At 44.7% G+C, this 16,538-nt stretch carries 18 protein-coding genes; 11 read left to right on the top strand and 7 right to left on the bottom strand.

The genetic code is table 11. From position 1 onward, the window contains the following. Positions 1-79: 79 nt before the first annotated feature. Positions 80-868 carry a helix-turn-helix domain-containing protein gene (locus tag NLX78_RS23870; protein ID WP_061830739.1) on the bottom strand — a complete coding sequence of 263 codons (789 nt, stop codon included), beginning with the start codon at positions 866-868 and terminating at the stop codon, positions 80-82. Positions 869-1,047: 179 nt separating this feature from the next. On the opposite strand from NLX78_RS23870, the gene pyk reads away from it, so the two are divergent. Then, positions 1,048-2,463 (top strand): pyruvate kinase, encoded by a 1,416-nt coding sequence (gene pyk, locus NLX78_RS23865; protein WP_023986598.1) that lies wholly within the window; start codon positions 1,048-1,050, stop codon positions 2,461-2,463. An 82-nt stretch (positions 2,464-2,545) separates the two neighbouring features. Here pyk and NLX78_RS23860 read toward each other — a convergent pair whose 3' ends face one another. Together NLX78_RS23860 and NLX78_RS23855 are read right to left on the bottom strand one after the other, a co-directional pair. Further along, complete coding sequence (locus NLX78_RS23860) at positions 2,546-2,944, bottom strand: hypothetical protein (RefSeq protein WP_254351724.1); 399 nt, start codon at positions 2,942-2,944, stop codon at positions 2,546-2,548. Positions 2,945-3,366: 422 nt separating this feature from the next. Beyond that, positions 3,367-3,711 carry a DUF805 domain-containing protein gene (locus NLX78_RS23855; RefSeq protein WP_254351723.1) on the bottom strand — a complete coding sequence of 115 codons (345 nt, stop codon included), beginning with the start codon at positions 3,709-3,711 and terminating at the stop codon, positions 3,367-3,369. 425 nt (positions 3,712-4,136) lie between these two features. Here NLX78_RS23855 and abnB point away from each other — a divergent pair, with 425 nt between their 5' ends. The 3 genes from abnB (at position 4,137) to NLX78_RS23840 (ending at position 7,506) form a co-directional block, all read left to right on the top strand. Beyond that, the gene (abnB, locus tag NLX78_RS23850; RefSeq protein ID WP_254351722.1) at positions 4,137-6,572 is read left to right on the top strand and encodes an arabinan endo-1,5-alpha-L-arabinosidase AbnB; all 2,436 of its coding nucleotides are present in this window, start codon (positions 4,137-4,139) and stop codon (positions 6,570-6,572) included. 387 nt (positions 6,573-6,959) lie between these two features. Further along, on the top strand, positions 6,960-7,160 hold the full coding sequence (locus NLX78_RS23845; RefSeq protein ID WP_007428290.1) for a cold-shock protein: 201 nt from the start codon (positions 6,960-6,962) through the stop codon (positions 7,158-7,160). Positions 7,161-7,290: 130 nt separating this feature from the next. Beyond that, on the top strand, positions 7,291-7,506 hold the full coding sequence (locus NLX78_RS23840; protein WP_013308357.1) for a cold-shock protein: 216 nt from the start codon (positions 7,291-7,293) through the stop codon (positions 7,504-7,506). 108 nt (positions 7,507-7,614) lie between these two features. Here the strand turns inward: NLX78_RS23840 and NLX78_RS23835 are convergent, their stop codons facing one another. Further along, positions 7,615-8,433 carry an alpha/beta fold hydrolase gene (locus tag NLX78_RS23835; protein ID WP_254351721.1) on the bottom strand — a complete coding sequence of 273 codons (819 nt, stop codon included), beginning with the start codon at positions 8,431-8,433 and terminating at the stop codon, positions 7,615-7,617. Between the two features lie 187 nt (positions 8,434-8,620). Here NLX78_RS23835 and NLX78_RS23830 point away from each other — a divergent pair, with 187 nt between their 5' ends. Beyond that, positions 8,621-8,953, top strand: a complete 333-nt coding sequence (locus NLX78_RS23830; RefSeq protein WP_254351720.1) for a hypothetical protein — start codon at positions 8,621-8,623, stop codon at positions 8,951-8,953. A 51-nt stretch (positions 8,954-9,004) separates the two neighbouring features. Here the strand turns inward: NLX78_RS23830 and NLX78_RS23825 are convergent, their stop codons facing one another. Then, positions 9,005-9,550 (bottom strand): GNAT family N-acetyltransferase, encoded by a 546-nt coding sequence (locus NLX78_RS23825; RefSeq protein WP_254351719.1) that lies wholly within the window; start codon positions 9,548-9,550, stop codon positions 9,005-9,007. 259 nt (positions 9,551-9,809) lie between these two features. Beyond that, entirely contained in the window at positions 9,810-10,382 is a 573-nt protein-coding gene (locus tag NLX78_RS23820; RefSeq protein WP_254351718.1) for a hypothetical protein, read from the bottom strand. Positions 10,383-10,594: 212 nt separating this feature from the next. On the opposite strand from NLX78_RS23820, the gene NLX78_RS23815 reads away from it, so the two are divergent. From NLX78_RS23815 to NLX78_RS23790, 6 genes are all read left to right on the top strand, one after another. Then, complete coding sequence (locus tag NLX78_RS23815) at positions 10,595-11,008, top strand: GntR family transcriptional regulator (RefSeq protein WP_235306978.1); 414 nt, start codon at positions 10,595-10,597, stop codon at positions 11,006-11,008. Beyond that, positions 11,005-11,718, top strand: coding sequence for an ABC transporter ATP-binding protein (locus NLX78_RS23810; RefSeq protein WP_209949938.1), 714 nt, complete (start codon positions 11,005-11,007; stop codon positions 11,716-11,718). The genes NLX78_RS23815 and NLX78_RS23810 overlap by 4 nt, the downstream gene beginning before the upstream one ends. After that, positions 11,715-12,482 carry an ABC transporter permease subunit gene (locus NLX78_RS23805; RefSeq protein ID WP_254351717.1) on the top strand — a complete coding sequence of 256 codons (768 nt, stop codon included), beginning with the start codon at positions 11,715-11,717 and terminating at the stop codon, positions 12,480-12,482. Before NLX78_RS23810 ends, NLX78_RS23805 begins: the two co-directional genes overlap by 4 nt. A gap of 43 nt (positions 12,483-12,525) precedes the next feature. Next, positions 12,526-13,011 carry a cytochrome c biogenesis protein CcdC gene (locus tag NLX78_RS23800; protein ID WP_235306981.1) on the top strand — a complete coding sequence of 162 codons (486 nt, stop codon included), beginning with the start codon at positions 12,526-12,528 and terminating at the stop codon, positions 13,009-13,011. Between the two features lie 354 nt (positions 13,012-13,365). Then, on the top strand, positions 13,366-14,586 hold the full coding sequence (locus tag NLX78_RS23795) for a stalk domain-containing protein (RefSeq protein ID WP_254351716.1): 1,221 nt from the start codon (positions 13,366-13,368) through the stop codon (positions 14,584-14,586). 93 nt (positions 14,587-14,679) lie between these two features. Continuing rightward, positions 14,680-15,357, top strand: a complete 678-nt coding sequence (locus tag NLX78_RS23790) for a hypothetical protein (protein ID WP_069290871.1) — start codon at positions 14,680-14,682, stop codon at positions 15,355-15,357. Positions 15,358-15,458: 101 nt separating this feature from the next. On the opposite strand, the gene NLX78_RS23785 is transcribed toward NLX78_RS23790, so the two are convergent. Beyond that, on the bottom strand, positions 15,459-16,463 hold the full coding sequence (locus tag NLX78_RS23785) for a LacI family DNA-binding transcriptional regulator (RefSeq protein WP_254351715.1): 1,005 nt from the start codon (positions 16,461-16,463) through the stop codon (positions 15,459-15,461). Between the last annotated feature and the right edge of the window lie 75 nt (positions 16,464-16,538).

The raw sequence follows: 16,538 nt of genomic DNA, 5'->3' as shown, positions 1-16,538 counted from the left end.
CCAGGTAGAACGACCATTTTTATTAACTGAGGATTTTGCAAAATCCTGTAACTATGAAATTCTGTTCTAGACCATCCAACTAAACAATCGAAGAACGTTCATCCAGAAATTCGGACGGCGAGCAGCCTGTCAACCGTTTGAAGATTCGATGAAAATAGGAAACATCACTATATCCCACATACTCCGAAATTTCACGAATCGTTAGCCGGGACTCGGTCAGCATGTAGATGGCGGTTTTAATACGTTGCGTATGTACATGCTCGCTGATCGTTTGGCGTGTTACTTCACGCAGCAGCGTCGCGGCATAATTGGGGGTTTTACGGATGGCGTCGCCAAGCTCCTCCTTGGTTACCTTTTCACGGTAGTGGTTCTGGATATACTGTTTCATATGTTCCACATGTCGCTCTCGATCGCAAGAAATGGCGCCTTTGTCCCATTCCTGATTCATATATATCATTGCCTCGGTCAGCAGACAGTCAGCCATCAGGGTGTAGTAGCTTGGGTGTTCAGTCCATTGATAGTACATCGATTTAATCCGTTCATGCAGCATATCGTAGCATCCAGGTTTGATCAACAACGGCTTGTCAGTATTCAGTATGGGAAGTGTGCTGTTCGTACATGTTTTGCGGCAATGTATCACATACTTGGTATGAAAAAGCGTAGGAATGCTCTTGCCATAGTAATCCAGATGACCGGGTAAAAGCAGTGTTTCACCCTTACCGAGAATGAATTTGCAATCGTTCACCCAATATACACATTTGCCAAAGGTGACCAAAATGAACAGTAAGTCATCGTTGTCGCTATTTGCACCAGCCTTTTCATACCAGTCCACACCGTTGTCCTGCCGAATATCTACCAATGTAATCACAAAACTCACTCCCCGATGTCTTCAACATTCATTATACTGTAGTACATTCATCATACTATAGTTCATAGTCTTGGTGCACGGGTACAGGTAGAATAGAGCTATATAAGTTTAATGTAGATAGAGAAGCAAAGTGGAATAGAAAACCATACAGTAAAGACATTCAGGAGGATGACATTACTATGCTTAAAACGAAAATTATTTGTACTATGGGACCTGCCTGTGACTCCATTCATTTGCTAAAAGAAATGATCCAGGCTGGTATGACTGTAGCCCGCTTGAATATGGCTCACGGGGAGCTGGAAGATCACGTTAAACGTATCGAAAATGTGCGTCAGGCTGCGAAGGAAATGAATACCTTTATACCTGTCATGATGGATATTAAAGGACCAGAAATACGGATTGGCAAGCTGAGAGAGGCATCTTGTCTGTTGAAACCAGGTAGCCAGCTCATTCTGACCACAGAAGAGATCCTAGGGGACGAGCATCGTATTTCAGTGAATTACCCGGATATGCCGAAGGACATCAAACCAGGCGACCGCATTCTCATTGACGACGGTTTGGTTGATCTGACTGTAACCTCCATCGAAGGTACGGAAATGATTTGTAATATTGTAAGCGGCGGTATTTTGAAACCGAGAAAAGGTGTAAACCTGCCAGGGATTCATACGACCCTTCCAGGCGTGACGGAGCGAGATGTGAGGCACATCCAATTTGGGGTGGAGCAGCGTGTTGAGCTTATTGCGGCTTCTTTTGTGCGTAAAGGCGACGATATCCGTGAAATCCGTGAGATTTTGAAGGGACATCATGCTGAGCATGTACAAATTTATTCCAAAATTGAAAATGCTGAAGGCATGGAAAACCTGGATGATATTATCGAAGCTTCCGATGGCATTATGGTAGCCCGTGGCGATCTGGGTGTCGAAGTGCCGATTCAAGATGTGCCTGTGATGCAAAAAGAAATGATCGACAAGTGTAATCTGGTCGGCAAACCCGTTATCGTAGCTACCCACATGCTGGAATCCATGCAGGTGAACCCGCGTCCGACGAGAGCCGAAGTTAGTGACGTGTTTAATGCCGTTATGCAAGGAGCCGATGTTGTTATGCTGTCGGGCGAATCAGCTGCGGGTAAATACCCTGTCGAGTCTGTACGGACCATGGCCGCTGTAGCTGCCAGAGCAGAATCGCAATTCGATTATCAGGAGCAGTTCGATAAGCGCAGAGCACGTCAAAGCACCAACATCACCGAAGTGATTAGTCAGGGTGCGGTGAGTTCGTCCCTGGAGCTGGATGCGAAAGCGATTATTACATCGACTGCCAGCGGATTCACGGCACGTATGGTATCCAAATATCGTCCGAAGGCACCTATTATTGCGGTTACTCCGAATAATACGGTATTCGCTAAAATCTGCCTGTTATCCGGCGTATTCCCGATCAAGGGGGATAAAGTAGCAACAACGGATGAAATGTTCGAATCCTCCATCCGTAACGCGCTGAATGCAGGATATATCCATAAAGGCGATACTGTAGTCCTGTCAGCAGGTGTTCCTGTCGCTGAGGCGGGCACCACTAACTTGATCCGAGTATACCAAGTGTAATTTACAACCAAATATAGACAAGCCAAAAGGCGCTGGTCCCCATGGGTTCAGCGCCTTTTTCACATTCTGTCATGTCACTAACTTACAGCCCGAACACACTTTTAGCAACGACCTGTGTCAATTCTGCCTTATGGGCTTGGTATTGCTCAGGTGTAATGCTCTTATTGGCCAGTCGCTGATCCAACTGCTCCGTTAACTGAGCCACCTGTAAATCAACTACAGCCTGTGCGTCCTTTTTATTGGTTTGTGCAATATCTGCCAAGGTTTGACCGTTATATAACGCATCATACAATTGCTCATCCGAGGATGCGCCCAGTGTTTTCAAAAGTTCATCATCCTTGGAAGCTTCATTATCCTGTACCTGAGGGGCTCTCTCTGGAGCCAGTGTAGCAGCATTAGCCCGACTTCCCCAAGTAGAAGACTGCCCAATAGATAACGCCAGCAACAGTGTACAGATGATCATAATTCGTTTTCGATTCATGAGTGTAAATCTCCTTTGTGTTCATTCAATTTCTGACAAGGTGGAGCCTTATATGGATATCCAACGGGAGTAATGTTTATGCCTTTAGCCGATCCGGCTTATGTAGTTACCAGATTCTAATATACATCATACACACCCAATCTTAGCGCCAGCTTAATACTCGTTTAAAATAAACTAAAAGAGGAGGCTATAAACAGGTAAAACCAAAAAAAATTCACGGATGCGAATAATGGATGTGATTTACCCTTTGGATTCTGCCCTTTTCTTTGACCACATTGTTCGTATCCCATGAATACAGAGCATCTGCTCAGACTTACTTTCGCTGTGCTGGATTGGCGGCTTTTTAACTTTGTTAGGGGAGAGGCGGATATGAAAAAAACCTCCTTCACAAAAGTGAAAGAGGTTTTAGACATCTACAACTATTACAATTTAGGGTTTTTTCCATACTTATTGTCGTTAGGCTGACTGTCTTGGCAGAAGAATACAATCAAAATAATTGACCCTACGAGAGGAATCAGACTGATTAGAATCCACCATCCGCTTCTACCTGTGTCATGCAGTCTACGGGCCATAACGGCCAAGGATGGCAACAGGACAGCAAGAGAATAAATCAAAGTCAATACCGGTGATAAGCCTACAAGACTATCGATCAGGCTGACTACAAAGCTAGCGATTGCACTAAATAGTACAAACATCCAATACTCTGTACGTCTTGCTCTACCTTGAAATCCTACATAGTTTTTTAATGCATTTAAATACCATTGCATATATTTTTCACCTCCTTATAAAATCTAAATGTTTCTATACACGTAAAATTGTTCTTTTAGGTATATCGGCAGGAAACATATAGAATTTTAGTTGTAAAATTATAACTTTAAACTAGAAATTTACGCAATACATTTATTAATGTTAATAATTCGATGAATAATTTATAAAAACATAAAATTACATATTGAATTTTCCATATCCATTGAATAATATAGAGGTACGGTTAACCGCCAGGTTTGAATCGTCCTTCTTAACAGAAGGTGCTTTTATTTTTCAAATCAATTGAAAGCGCTTTAATTCGAAATAGGAGGGATGACTAACATTAAATTCGAGGGTGAAGAAGTTAATACAAACATAATCCTGACCGCTTTCTCAATATTTTTTTATGTTATCAGGGATGTTCAAAACGAGAGGAGATTGATTTATGAAGCAATCATTTGTTCGTAAAGTAACGGCAGCTTCACTCGCAGGTGCGCTGTTGTTGCCTGCTTCTTTGGTAGGCGCGGAGCCAACACTCAATTCAGATACAGATGGAATTCAAAATGTAGGGCAAACTTCCCTTCAAGCTCAAGACCTAGAAAACTTTTCAATTCAAAGTAAAAAGGCTGTCTCTTTCAAGGAGACTTCCGTACATGATCCATCCATTCTGAAAGTGAAAGACACATTTTACATTTTTGGCTCACATCTGGCGGCTGCCAAGTCCAAAGACCTCATGAATTGGGATACGATTGCTACAGGAGTGGCGAATGGTAATGCATTGATTCCCAATGTCAAAGAAGAATTAAAGGAAGCACTGGATTGGGCACAGACGGACACGCTGTGGGCAGCTGATGTCATTCAACTGGCAGATGGCAAGTTCTATATGTATTATAACGCTTGCAAGGGTGACTCCCCGCGTTCAGCGATGGGCCTAGCAGTTGCTGATAAAATTGAAGGGCCTTATAAGAATAAAGGAATTTTTCTGAAATCCGGCATGTGGGACCAACCGAGTGAGGATGGAACGATCTATGATGCAACCAAGCATCCAAATGCCGTAGACCCGGACACCTTTTATGATAAAAACGGCAAGCTGTGGATGGTATATGGCTCTTACTCAGGAGGCATATTCATTATGCAGATGGATGAAAAAACAGGGAAGCCGCTCCCTGGTCAAGGCTACGGGAAAAAGCTGACAGGCGGTAACCATGCTCGTATGGAAGGGCCGTACATACAATACAGTCCGCAAACGGACTACTATTACTTGTTCCTGTCCTATGGTGGATTGTCAGCGGATGGCGGATACAACTTGCGGGTGGCTCGGTCCAAAACACCGGATGGCCCTTTCTACGATGCTGAAGGCAATGATATGATCAAGGTCAAGGCAAATCCGGATAAACCACTTTTTGACGACGCTTCCATTGAACCATACGGTGTCAAACTGATAGGTAATTACCTGATTCCAAGAGAGATTGGTGATCCGGGTACTGGACTGGGTGCAGGCTATGTGTCGCCCGGACACAACTCGGCTTATTATGATCCTAAGACGAAAAAGCATTTTGTCATTTTCCATTCCCGTTTCCCGGGGAGAGGCGAACAGTTTGAAGTGCGGGTACATGAAATGTTCATGAACGCTGACGGTTGGCCTGTGGTTGCTCCTTATCGTTATTCGGGAGATGAGGATTCACTGAAAAAGCTGTCAGAAAAGGATGTCCTCGGTCAATATTCGTATGTAAATCACGGGAAGGAAATTTCGGCAAATATTAAGCAAGCCGTTAACGTCAGTCTGGATAGCGGCGGCAAACTGTCCGGTGGTGTGAACGGTACATGGAAGTTGGGGACAGGCAATCAGTTGGAAATTACAGCAGAGGGCACGAAGTACAAAGGTGTATTCCTGCGGCACCGTGATCCAGACACAGGTGCCAAGACACTTGCTTTTACCGCGTTGTCCTCCAAGGGTGTTGCGGTATGGGGTTCGCTAAAGCCTGACCTGAAGGCCAGCAAGATTGTAGCTGCTGTGCAGAAGGATCTGAGCCTGGGCGATACGAGCAATGTTCTTAATAATCTGACGCTACCTACTCAAGCAGCACAAGATACCACTATTTCATGGGAGTCCACCCACCCGGAGAATATATCTGTGACAGGTGAAGTATACCGTCCAGAAGCCGGTTCTCAGCCTGTAGCAGTTACATTGACGGCGACCATCAAAAAGGACAAAGCCACAGCTAAGAAAAGCTTTACAGCCATTGTTCCCGGGCAGGCCCAAGGTTCTCAGCTTGCACGCTATTCGTGGAGTGAAGATCAAGGAACTTCGGTAGTCGACAGCACATACAATCATTTCGATGGTAAGATCTATGGTGGTGCCGCATGGGATAAAGACGGGAAGCTTGGCGGTGCTCTTGTCCTGAACGGCAAGGATGGTTACGTGCAGCTACCAGCGACGGTAACGGATGCGAAGGATTTTACCTTTTCCGCTTGGGTGAACTGGAAGGGCGGTGCAGCTTGGCAACGGATTTTTGACTTCGGCAACGGCCAAGCCCGCCATATGTTTCTTACCCCTTCCCAAGGAAGTGGTGTGCTCCAGTTTACAATCCATGAGGGTACAGATCAAAGCTTGCTTTCCAAATCATCATTACCTCTAATCCAGTGGACGCATGTAGCGGTTACACTGGAAGGGAATACAGGGAAGTTGTATGTAAATGGTGAGGAAGTAGCTGTTAATGACAGCATTACCTTCAATCCCGATGAGTTGCTGACGAGCGAGGCTTATCTCGGCAAAAGCCGTTTTGCCGCCGATGCTTACTTCAATGGCAGCCTGGATGAAGTTCAATTGTATAACAAAGCGCTGACAGCAGAGGAAATTAAAGCACTGGCAGAATTGTAGTTCAAAATGAGCAAATAAACGCAGGAGATGAGCTTTTAGTAAGAAGTTCGTCTCCTGCACAATGTTTTGTATATTTATTTCTTGATTGCTGGTATAATAAGAAGCAACTGCGGATATAATGTTTTAAGTAGGCGTTAATGACTCACTCCCGTCGAATGAACACAGCTTTGAAGTTCGCAATAGAGAACATAAGCACTCTGCATAAATTAAATTCACCAGTGCTTGCGTTTTCAATACACTTATGGTAATATGAGTATATTGAAATTGTGACCTGAGATTCGCATATTGTAGAGGGCTATTGTTTTAGGTTGAAATAACCTTGTGCAATATGTGAATTTTTATTTGTAAAAAATAAAGGTCATATAAATACATTTTGGAGGTAATTCCATGCAAACAGGTACAGTTAAATGGTTTAACGCAGAAAAAGGTTTCGGTTTCATCGAGGTTGAAGGTGGAAGCGACGTATTCGTACATTTCTCCGCAATCCAAGGCGAAGGTTTCAAATCTTTGGACGAAGGCCAACGCGTAGAATTCAACGTAGTTGAAGGAAACCGTGGACCACAAGCTGAGAACGTTGTAAAACTGTAATTTAAAATTACAGCCTATTCAGATGCCCCGAACATAGCGTTTGGGGCATTTGTTTTTATCTGTTCACAAGACCGTTTTTGAACTGATTACATCTTATCGCTTTATAAATCATGAAGAAAGAGGGATGTTTATGTACAATTCACGGAAAAAGCCAATGGATGAGATTCCTGAGGAAATTACAACTGTCTGGAATTGCGCCAGCGATACATGTAACGGCTGGATGCGGGATAACTTCGCTTTTTCTGTCGAGCCGACATGCCCCATTTGCGGTTCTGCCATGGTGAAGGGCGAGAAAAAGCTGGCAGTTTTAAATAATACGAGCTTCAATCATACCAAACAATCCTAAGCGGATAAATGTTTGTAGTGAAAGATGCCCCATAGCCATTAACGGCGCTGAGGCGTCTTTTTGTTTTTTATAAATATAAATTATACATAAGAATGAACAGGCTTTCAATTATGGTGTGGAGGATGGGGCTAGTATGCTCAGTAAGATAGAATTAAATTCAGGTAGCGCTTCGTAAAATACACCGTGCCCGCTACGTTCAAAAGGAATAAGTTTTGATCCAGCAATTCCTTTTTGAGTTTGGACAGCCAGGGGGAAAGGACAGACCCGATCCAGCTTGCCGTGTAGAATCCAAGTAGGCACCTGTATACATGGAAAATCAGGACGCAAATCAGAGTCACGTAGTGAATACAAAGTACAGGCCATGCTATGAACTGAAGCCGCAAAGCCCTGATCACGTAACCAGTCGCGTAAGCTCTGGCTGACGGGATTGGCAAACAACATTTCGCCAAAAGAAGTTACCAATTGTGGACGATCTGTATAGGCTTGTTTGATGAGTTTATCTACCTCTGTGACAGGAGTGCCATAAGGGAAGTCGCTGGTTGGGGTGAACCGGGGTGTAGCTGCTCCGATCAAGATCAACTGATTGACGCCAAATCCCCGGTGTCTGCTCATGTAGCGTGTGACCACAGCTCCCCCCATGGAAAAACCGATCAGCCGTACCTGGTTTAACTGAAGCGCCTGCATAACAGCCAGCAGATCGTCCGCCAATCGATCATAGTTATATCCATGCCATGGTCGATCAGACTTGCCGAACCCCCTAAGATCAACCTGAATACAGCGGTACCCGTAAGCAGGCAACAAGGCGACCTGGTATTCGTACATTCGGTGATCCAGCGGCCAGCCGTGCACCATCAGAACAGGGATGCCTTCTCCAATATCCTCGACATACAGCTTCACGCCGCGTTCCACCTCAATATAATATCCCATCGTGTTCACCCCTCTAGAAATCACGTCATTTCATTCTCTCTCACATATATGTAGCCAGGGCTTAGCTCATTCGAAAAAGGGATGAGTCTGTCACGATATAAGCATATAATATGTCAAAAAATGTATGTCATCCTGTATAGGGATAGGATATAATTATGGAATGAAACAGCATCGGGAGAGTGGAACAATGACACCATCAAAAACATTAAAATGGATTACAGGCGGATTGGAGCTATTTTTAGCTATTCCCGTTTTGGGCGGGCTGCTCATCGTAAATTCCGCGTATACTATATTGTTCTTTATGCTGATTTTCCACGTTGTTACGTTGGTGCTATCGGTGACGAATAGAGAGTCTTATTATGGATCTATTTTAGGGATCGTGACCTCGGTTATTGGATGGATTCCGATTGTGGGTTGGTTGATGCATTTGCTCTCAGGCATATTTTTGATGATTACCGCAGCCCAGCAGCCGCGTGATCAGTATCGTAATCGCAATCCTTATGATGATTATCGCTATTAGGGTAAGTGTGGCCATGCAAAGATGAAAGATCCTGTTGAACAGGGTCTTTTTTTATTTATGAAATCTCCCCATGATTATGGTGTTGTAGTATTTACCATCTGAAAGAACCTTATCGTTTTTTAATAATCCTTCGATTTCAAATCCATGTTTTTTATAAAGCTCAATGGCTTTATCATTCGTTTCCAAAACTTGTAGAGTTATTTTCTTGATGCCATTGGAGTCGGCCCAGGAAATAGATTCTTTTAAAAGATTCGTCCCGATCCCGTAACCCCAAAAATCCTTTAGTACACATACGCCGAATTCAACTTTATGAGAGAATCTGCTCAGAACATGGCCCTCACATCTTGAAAATCCCACGATTTTATCATGAACTACCGCAACTAAAAATAGGTTTCTGTTATTCTCTGTATCTGATTTAATGAGCTGTTCAAAACCGGATGTACTTATAAACGCTTCTCCCTTCTCTCTATCTAAATTTTCAGTTTCTCCATCAATCAGCAAGCGGATTTCAGACAAATTCTTCGCATCTTGAATTATGGCTGATCTGATCGTATAGTGTATTCCTTGCACATCAAATTCCTGTTTATTTATTTTCATTACATTCTCCTTATTATGAATTAGAGTGAAAAATGACCTCTGGATCATATTAGTCTACCACATATTATCTTGTTTACATGACAAATAAGCCTGTCTCCTTCTGTTGTATCGCAGCAGGGGACAGGCCTATTGATTTCTCTACCCGTACAGGGAAGCCGGATGGAGATTTATTATACATGGGTGGATGTGTCAGATTAACAAATGGTTTTTATGAATGCGACTTATCGAGCGACAGCTCTTTGGAAAACGGAAGTTGTAGCTATTTCTGCTTAGCAGAGGCTTTAGCTGCATTGGTTTTAGCAGAAGCCTTGGCTGCATCTCCCTGAGCAGGAGCTTTACCTGCATCCGCTTTACCGCCATCTACTGGTGGTTTGGATGGTTTCACGCCATTCACCATATCTGTCATCATTTGCTTCAGATTAGAGACACGTTGGTTATATTCAGTTGCCGTAATCTTGCCGTTTTGTTTTTCCGTAGCCAGTTTTGCTTTCATATCTGAAACCATCACATCAATAACGGAATTTACACTCACGCCCTGTGCTTTGGCGATCGTAGCAAGGGATTTACCTGCTTTCAGCTGTGTATCCAACTGAGTGGAGGATAATTTCAATAATTTCAGGAGAGCTTTGTTCTCAGCATAGTTACCTCCTGCGATTTTAGGACCATTAGCATCACCGGGATTCCCCTTAGGTGCCTGTGCTTTGTCTGCGATGGGAGCCTTCTCAGGTGTAGTTGAAGCAGCATGGGCTGCGCTTGTGGAGTACAGTGCCCCGCCTCCTAAAAATGTCAAGGCCATCGCTCCAGCCAAAATTGCTTTCTTGGTGTTCTTCATCTTCATTTTCCACCTTTCGGTTATGGTTTGTTTGGTACGTGATACATCATAAGGGATCAACTTGAATGCTATCTGAGCGCAAGCTGAGCATTTACTGAATGAAATTTGGGTGGCATGACTAAAATTTCAGCTAAGTAAACTTGTATTAAGTGTATTAAGTGATATAATACACTACAGGCACGATAGATGCAGCCGATTAGGGGGAAACACCCATGGAAGAACAACGGGTTGGCTCGTTCCGATTTTTAATTGATTTTAGCCAGCCATTATATGAACAAATATTAAATCAAGTACGAAGCTCCATTGCTAAAGGGGAGATCGAAATGGGAAGCAAAATGCCATCTGTTCGTGATCTGGCGCAGGAATTACGCATGAATCCGAATACCGTGATGCGGGCATATCAAGAGCTGGAGCGGGACGGATTGACTGAGAAGCGGCGCGGGCTAGGCACTTATGTTACTTCGTCCAGTGAACGGATTGCCAGCTTTCGGGAACAATTGGCAATAACGTATATAGATCAGTTTCTCGGACAGATGAGTAGCCTGGGGTTATCGTGGGAAGATGTACAGCAGTATATACGAAGCAAACAGGACGGAAATGACAAGGAAGGAGGCGATAAGGCATGACGGAGTCTGTTGTGGTTGCGAATCATCTGGTGAAGCAATACGGCAGTAAAAAAGCACTGGATCAATTAGATGTCATCATTCCGGCAGGACGTATTGTAGGCGTGCTTGGACCCAATGGCTGTGGGAAGTCCAGCTTCTTTCGAGCAATCACCGGATTGATTCAGCCAGATGGGGGCGAGCTTCAGGTGTTGGGCCGACAGCCTGGTTGGGAAACCAACCGGGATATATCCTATCTTCCTGACCGGGCACGCTGGTACCCCAATCATACAGTTCAGCAGACGCTGGAATGGGGGAAGTCTTTTTTGCCTGGTTTCAATATAAAAGATGCGTATAAACTTGCTGATCATATGGACGTCGAGCTGGAACTTAAAATGACTGGGCTGAGTCGCGGTCAGGAGGCACGTGTGCTACTGATTTTATGTCTGGCACGTGAGGTTCCACTCATGATCCTGGATGAACCGTTTGCGGGTATTGATGTTCTCTCTAGAGAGGCGATTGTAGCCGGGATTATTGATTATTTGGAGGGTCGGCAGCAGTCTATACTCATTAGCACGCATGATATTCAGGAAGTGGAAGGCTTGTTTGACTACACGGTCATGATGGACCGCGGACGGATCATATGGTCTGGTGATTCGGATGATCTGCGTGCAGAGCATGGCTCGCTGAATCAGGTGTTCCGCAATTTGTACAAAAAGGAGTGGAAGGCGTGAATTCATCAGGGCTGTTCAAAGATTTGATACGCCATGAATTTCGAAATAAAGGAAGCTGGAGAAAGCAGGGCCGCAATCGACTACCGAGATCGTGGAGACTCGTGTATTTCTCATTATTTCTAATTGCGGCGTTCGCTATTTCCTTGTACTTCGCACTTCACAACCAGCTCGAATTAACAAGGCTGTGGTATGTCACCCTGGGCCTGCCGTACATGATCATTTTTATGGGTGTGGGAAGTTTGAGAAGAGAATGGGAAAATGACACCTACGGATGGTGGCTGACCCTTCCCTATCCGCGCATATGGCTGATTAGCGCCAAATGGATTGCGGCTATTTTACAAACCATGGTCGTAATATTGCTTCTGTTTGTGGTGGGTTCTCTGTACGCGTTGTTCATCTCATCAACCATACAGCCTTATACGTTTGTGGATGCAGCGTCTTTTATTGTAGCTGGATTGAACTGGTTTGTGATGATTATCGCCTTCACGCCGTTGGTTATTGCGCTGGGTCTATTGACGGCCAGTACCAAATACAGCACCTTGAGGCCGCTTAACCCGATACTGTGGATTCTTTTGATGGGTGGCGGGAGTGTCTTTTATTGGTCGGGCGATCAGGGGCTTTATGAGCAGTTTGACCATGCTCAAACAGGACAATGGTTTCCATTTACCTGGCATTTCCCGATTGCGGTGTTGATGAGTTGGGTTGCTGCATATGTATTAATCCGCTTGAGCGCGTATCTGCTGGAGAAAAAACTGTCGATTTAGGCTAGCGTATCTACAGGATCTATGAGGAAGGAGTTACTACACCATGACGACGATATTTATATATGTATTGATGGCTGTTCTGGTGGGGCTGATGATCTGGTTAAGGACCAAGAGACGAAGGGGACCGGTAAAAGGAAATGGAATCCGGATTCTGCTCCCCTTGTTTATCGCTTTCCCGCTTATGATGATGTCTGTGTACCAATTAATGCATATTCCCGGTCAAACGTACGAGCTCCCCGCCTTTTGGGAACTGCTGGTTGCCGGGCTATTAGGGGCTCTGTTTGGCTATGTTATTTTGCTGCATACAGCGTATGAAAGACGGGATGACGGTCTTATTTATCCCAAGCCGAACCAATATTTTAAATATATTATTATCGCTATTATCTTGATTCGCGTCGTTTTGACTCAGTACCTCAGTAGTTTGGGTACGACCGAAATTAGCATGCTGGCAATTACGATGGCGCTGGTGTATATCTCAATCTGGCGAATCGGGAGCTTTATCAAGTTTCGGAGAACGTTATCCGTATAACAATAGCAATGGGGTTAACACAGCGGCTTGCTATTCAAAAAGCGTTCATTCGCTTGGCGATAGGAGCCGCTTTTTTTGTGGTTTCATCATAAATTCATTTGTAAGACCATAAGCATACATTGTTATTAGTCCCCATATCCTTTATTCTAAGGCTGTAGCTTGCTGCATAACGGGCTATGCATATAGAATTTTGAAAGGAGGGGTATTGAGGTTTCAAGAGATTCAGATGAGGGTTAAAGATAAGGCAGGACGTGAAAAGTTCATTTTTTGTGATTAGGTGTAACTTAATTAGTTACATAAAAGGGAATTGTTTTCAATTTTCTATTTTTTTTATGTTGAGAGGGGCTTACATTCATGAAAAAACATACGGTTACTGCCGCACTCGCTGGCTTGCTCGTGCTATCTTCTGCTGTACCGGCCTTGGCGGCCGAAACAAAACCCGCTACAGGTATTCAGGTTTGGGTAGATGGCAAGAAGGAGGCTTACAAAATTGCGCCTATCGTGAGAAATAAGCAGGTCTTAATTCCCTTGAGACAATTGGCCTCCAGTTTGGGGATTCCGCTGGATTCCAAGCATATTACGTTCAATACGGCGCGACAAAGCACGACCATTCGTTATGACCAGGCGACAGTTGTACTGGTGTCAGGCAGCCCGGAAGCGCAAATCAACGGGATTAAGGTACCGCTATCCACCTCGACCCTATTGACCAAGCAGGGGGTAACCTATGTACCAGTTGATGTCGTCAAAGAAGCATGGGGCAAGCAAGTGATTTGGGACCCGGCCAGCCAAACGGTGCAAATCGGGGTGAGTAATAAGGATAAGGTCATTGAAATCGTGAAAAGCTTTGAAACCGGAGACACGAAAGCGGCCGAGACTTGGATCAGCAAGGATCAGTACATTCAGCACAATCTGAGCTTTGCTAGCGGAAGAGATGCGTTGCTGCAAGGGATTAGCCAGTCGAAGGGAGCCAATGTTCAGGTTGAAATCCAACGTGTAATTCAGGATGGTAATGATGTAGCAGTTCATTATAAAGAGTCCATTTCAGGGAAAACGAGCATTGTTTTTGATATTTTCCGCTTCGATAGCAATGGTAAAATTGTTGAGCATTGGGACAATATGCAGGACTCGGCTCCAGCCAATCCAAGCGGACACACCATGATTGATGGAACAACACAGATCACGGATCTCAACCAAACTGAGACGAACAAAACACTGATCCGCAAGTTTGTGGATGATGTCCTGGTTGGCAAAAATCGTGCTGCATTGGAAAGCTACTATAACGGTGACCATTACATTCAACATAATCCTCTTTTTGGTGACGGTGTATCCAATTTGAAACAAGCATTTTCCGCAGCGGGAAGCCAAGGAGCTTCTTTTGGATATGATCAGGTTCACATGGTCATTGGAGAAGGCAACTTTGTGCTGGTTGTGAGTGAATTGACATCGTCTAAGGGAACTTCAGCCGCTGTTTATGATCTGTTCCGGGTAGAGAACGGCAAGGTAGCGGAGCATTGGGACGTAGTTCAGGAGGTTCCAGCTAAAACAGAGTGGAAAAATACAAACGGCAAGTTTTAAGAAAGTGCATTTGTGGTATGGCGTGATTGGCATGCTTCCCTAATCGTCCTCTTCCTGTTAAAATGATGCAAACTTATAACAGGAGGTTGGACGATGGAAGGCTTGAAGCAACGTGTGGGCTGCCTGCATGCACATCACTCGAACATAGCCTATGTGGAACGAGCTTTTGCTTCTTATGAGGTGGAGCTGATACATTTTGTGGACCCTGGGCTTATGCGCCGGATCTCGTCAGACCCGCATTTTTCTGCGGACGATGCCAGTCGCAAGGTAGAAGAGCAACTGAGCTGGATTGCTCAAAGCGATATAGACGTTATTTTGATAACGTGCACGAATTATATCGTTTTGGCAGAAAAAGCTCAATTGACCCTGTCTACACCAGTAATTGCGCTGGATGAGCCCTTTTTTCATGAGATATGCGATGATTTGCGGCCACGGACCTTGGTATTCACGAATCCGGCTACTGTAGAGGGAACGATGAAGCGTCTTTATCATACGGCTGCTCTGTTAGGCAAACCGGATATCTCTTCTTGGATAGAGGTTAAGGTGGTGGAGGACGCTTTTGAACTGATTATGCAGGGACGTGAAGACGAGTATAAGGAATTGCTGGTTCGTTCGCTGTATGAGCTAAGGGAGGTTGATCCAAGCAGAGGGCTGGCTGTAGCACAGTTGTCTATGGTTGATGCTGCGTTACAGGTGGAGCTGGAGACGGGGCAAACGATTGGTAATCCCTTACGGTCGTTGTCGAATTCAATTGAGGATTTGTTAAGTTAAATAAGTATAACCAAAAGAACTTCCACCCCGTGTTTTGGGCCTGTGGAAGTTCTTTTTTTTTTGGGAGGAGGCTGGCGAGCAGTTTACTTCTACGCTGTTCATCACAGATTCTGTTGATCTTGGGTGATGAATGCTGCGCCTGCCGATTCTCTTTGGACAAGCGTAACGTATAAACGTTCATGCTCCACGTCTTCCCCAGCAATGATTTTGAGAACTTGTTCGGCAGCTACAGCGCCCCATTTACGCTTGGAATAGTCAATCGTTGTCAGACGGGGCTGAATATATTGCGCCAGCTCGATATTATCAAAGCCGACGATATGAATATCCTTGCCAATCGTCAGCTCTGACTGAGCCATTCGATTGTACAAGCCCACTGCCATTTCATCATTGAGACAAAATACGGCTACAGGTTCCGAATCCGGGCTAACTTGTTGCTGCAAAATGATCTCAGCCGCCTGTTCACCGCCCGATTTCTCAAAATCGCCGTCAATTTCGATCATTTCAGCCACGCCGCTACGCTCAATGGTCTGCTTGACCGCCTGCATCCGTTGCCATGAATCGTAAGAACCTTCTGGTCCGGTAACCACATATAGCTTACGGTGTCCCAATTCCAATAAATGTTCGATTGCGAGAGCGGCGCCCGCTTTGTTATCCAGCAGCACCTGGTTAATGTTAGGATGGTTCAGTTCACGGTCCAACACGACAATTTTATGTCCTCGCTCGGCGTAGTTCAGTAGCTCCTGACTATCAAACGTCTGATCCAGCACAATGGCGCCGTCGATCATGCGTTCCGGCAGCATTCGGTGAGACTGCTTACCGCTGCATACGATGAGATCATAGCCCTTGCGGTTCAAAATTTCCTTGATGCCATACAGTAAATCTCCATAAACGTCTCCACGGAAATCAGTTAGGAAAACGCCAATAATTTTGGTCTGCCTTTTCTTGAGATTACGTGCGGCGGCATTGGGCACATAGTTAAGCTCTTTGGCAATGGCTAAAATACGTGCGCAAGTTTCTTCTGTTACCTTATCGCTACCATTCAAGGCATATGAAACGGTAGATATGGAAACGCCCGCCTGTTTGGCGATATCTTTAATGCTGACCACATCGTCACCTCCTTGTCGTCCATCTTATAATTGCTATTGTATATTCATTATTAACCACATATCTATTCCAAATGT

Origin of the sequence: Paenibacillus sp. Lou8.1 (genome assembly GCF_024213565.1) — a bacterium.
GTDB lineage: Bacteria > Bacillota > Bacilli > Paenibacillales > Paenibacillaceae > Paenibacillus > Paenibacillus polymyxa_B.
The sequence above is the reverse complement of the archived record's forward strand: the minus strand, read 5'-3'. Positions and strand labels throughout refer to the sequence as shown.

What these genes read in the sequence shown, in the direction of transcription:
- pyk (WP_023986598.1), top strand. Translation starts at nt 1,048, where the DNA reads ATGCTTAAAACGAAAATTATTTGTACTATGGGACCTGCCTGTGACTCC.
- NLX78_RS23800 (WP_235306981.1), top strand. Translation starts at nt 12,526, where the DNA reads ATGACGACGATATTTATATATGTATTGATGGCTGTTCTGGTGGGGCTG.
- NLX78_RS23820 (WP_254351718.1), bottom strand. Translation starts at nt 10,382, where the DNA reads ATGAAGAACACCAAGAAAGCAATTTTGGCTGGAGCGATGGCCTTGACA.
- NLX78_RS23810 (WP_209949938.1), top strand. Translation starts at nt 11,005, where the DNA reads ATGACGGAGTCTGTTGTGGTTGCGAATCATCTGGTGAAGCAATACGGC.
- NLX78_RS23860 (WP_254351724.1), bottom strand. Translation starts at nt 2,944, where the DNA reads ATGAATCGAAAACGAATTATGATCATCTGTACACTGTTGCTGGCGTTA.
- NLX78_RS23795 (WP_254351716.1), top strand. Translation starts at nt 13,366, where the DNA reads ATGAAAAAACATACGGTTACTGCCGCACTCGCTGGCTTGCTCGTGCTA.
- NLX78_RS23840 (WP_013308357.1), top strand. Translation starts at nt 7,291, where the DNA reads ATGTACAATTCACGGAAAAAGCCAATGGATGAGATTCCTGAGGAAATT.
- NLX78_RS23815 (WP_235306978.1), top strand. Translation starts at nt 10,595, where the DNA reads ATGGAAGAACAACGGGTTGGCTCGTTCCGATTTTTAATTGATTTTAGC.
- NLX78_RS23845 (WP_007428290.1), top strand. Translation starts at nt 6,960, where the DNA reads ATGCAAACAGGTACAGTTAAATGGTTTAACGCAGAAAAAGGTTTCGGT.
- abnB (WP_254351722.1), top strand. Translation starts at nt 4,137, where the DNA reads ATGAAGCAATCATTTGTTCGTAAAGTAACGGCAGCTTCACTCGCAGGT.
- NLX78_RS23830 (WP_254351720.1), top strand. Translation starts at nt 8,621, where the DNA reads ATGACACCATCAAAAACATTAAAATGGATTACAGGCGGATTGGAGCTA.
- NLX78_RS23855 (WP_254351723.1), bottom strand. Translation starts at nt 3,711, where the DNA reads ATGCAATGGTATTTAAATGCATTAAAAAACTATGTAGGATTTCAAGGT.
- NLX78_RS23790 (WP_069290871.1), top strand. Translation starts at nt 14,680, where the DNA reads ATGGAAGGCTTGAAGCAACGTGTGGGCTGCCTGCATGCACATCACTCG.
- NLX78_RS23835 (WP_254351721.1), bottom strand. Translation starts at nt 8,433, where the DNA reads ATGGGATATTATATTGAGGTGGAACGCGGCGTGAAGCTGTATGTCGAG.
- NLX78_RS23825 (WP_254351719.1), bottom strand. Translation starts at nt 9,550, where the DNA reads ATGAAAATAAATAAACAGGAATTTGATGTGCAAGGAATACACTATACG.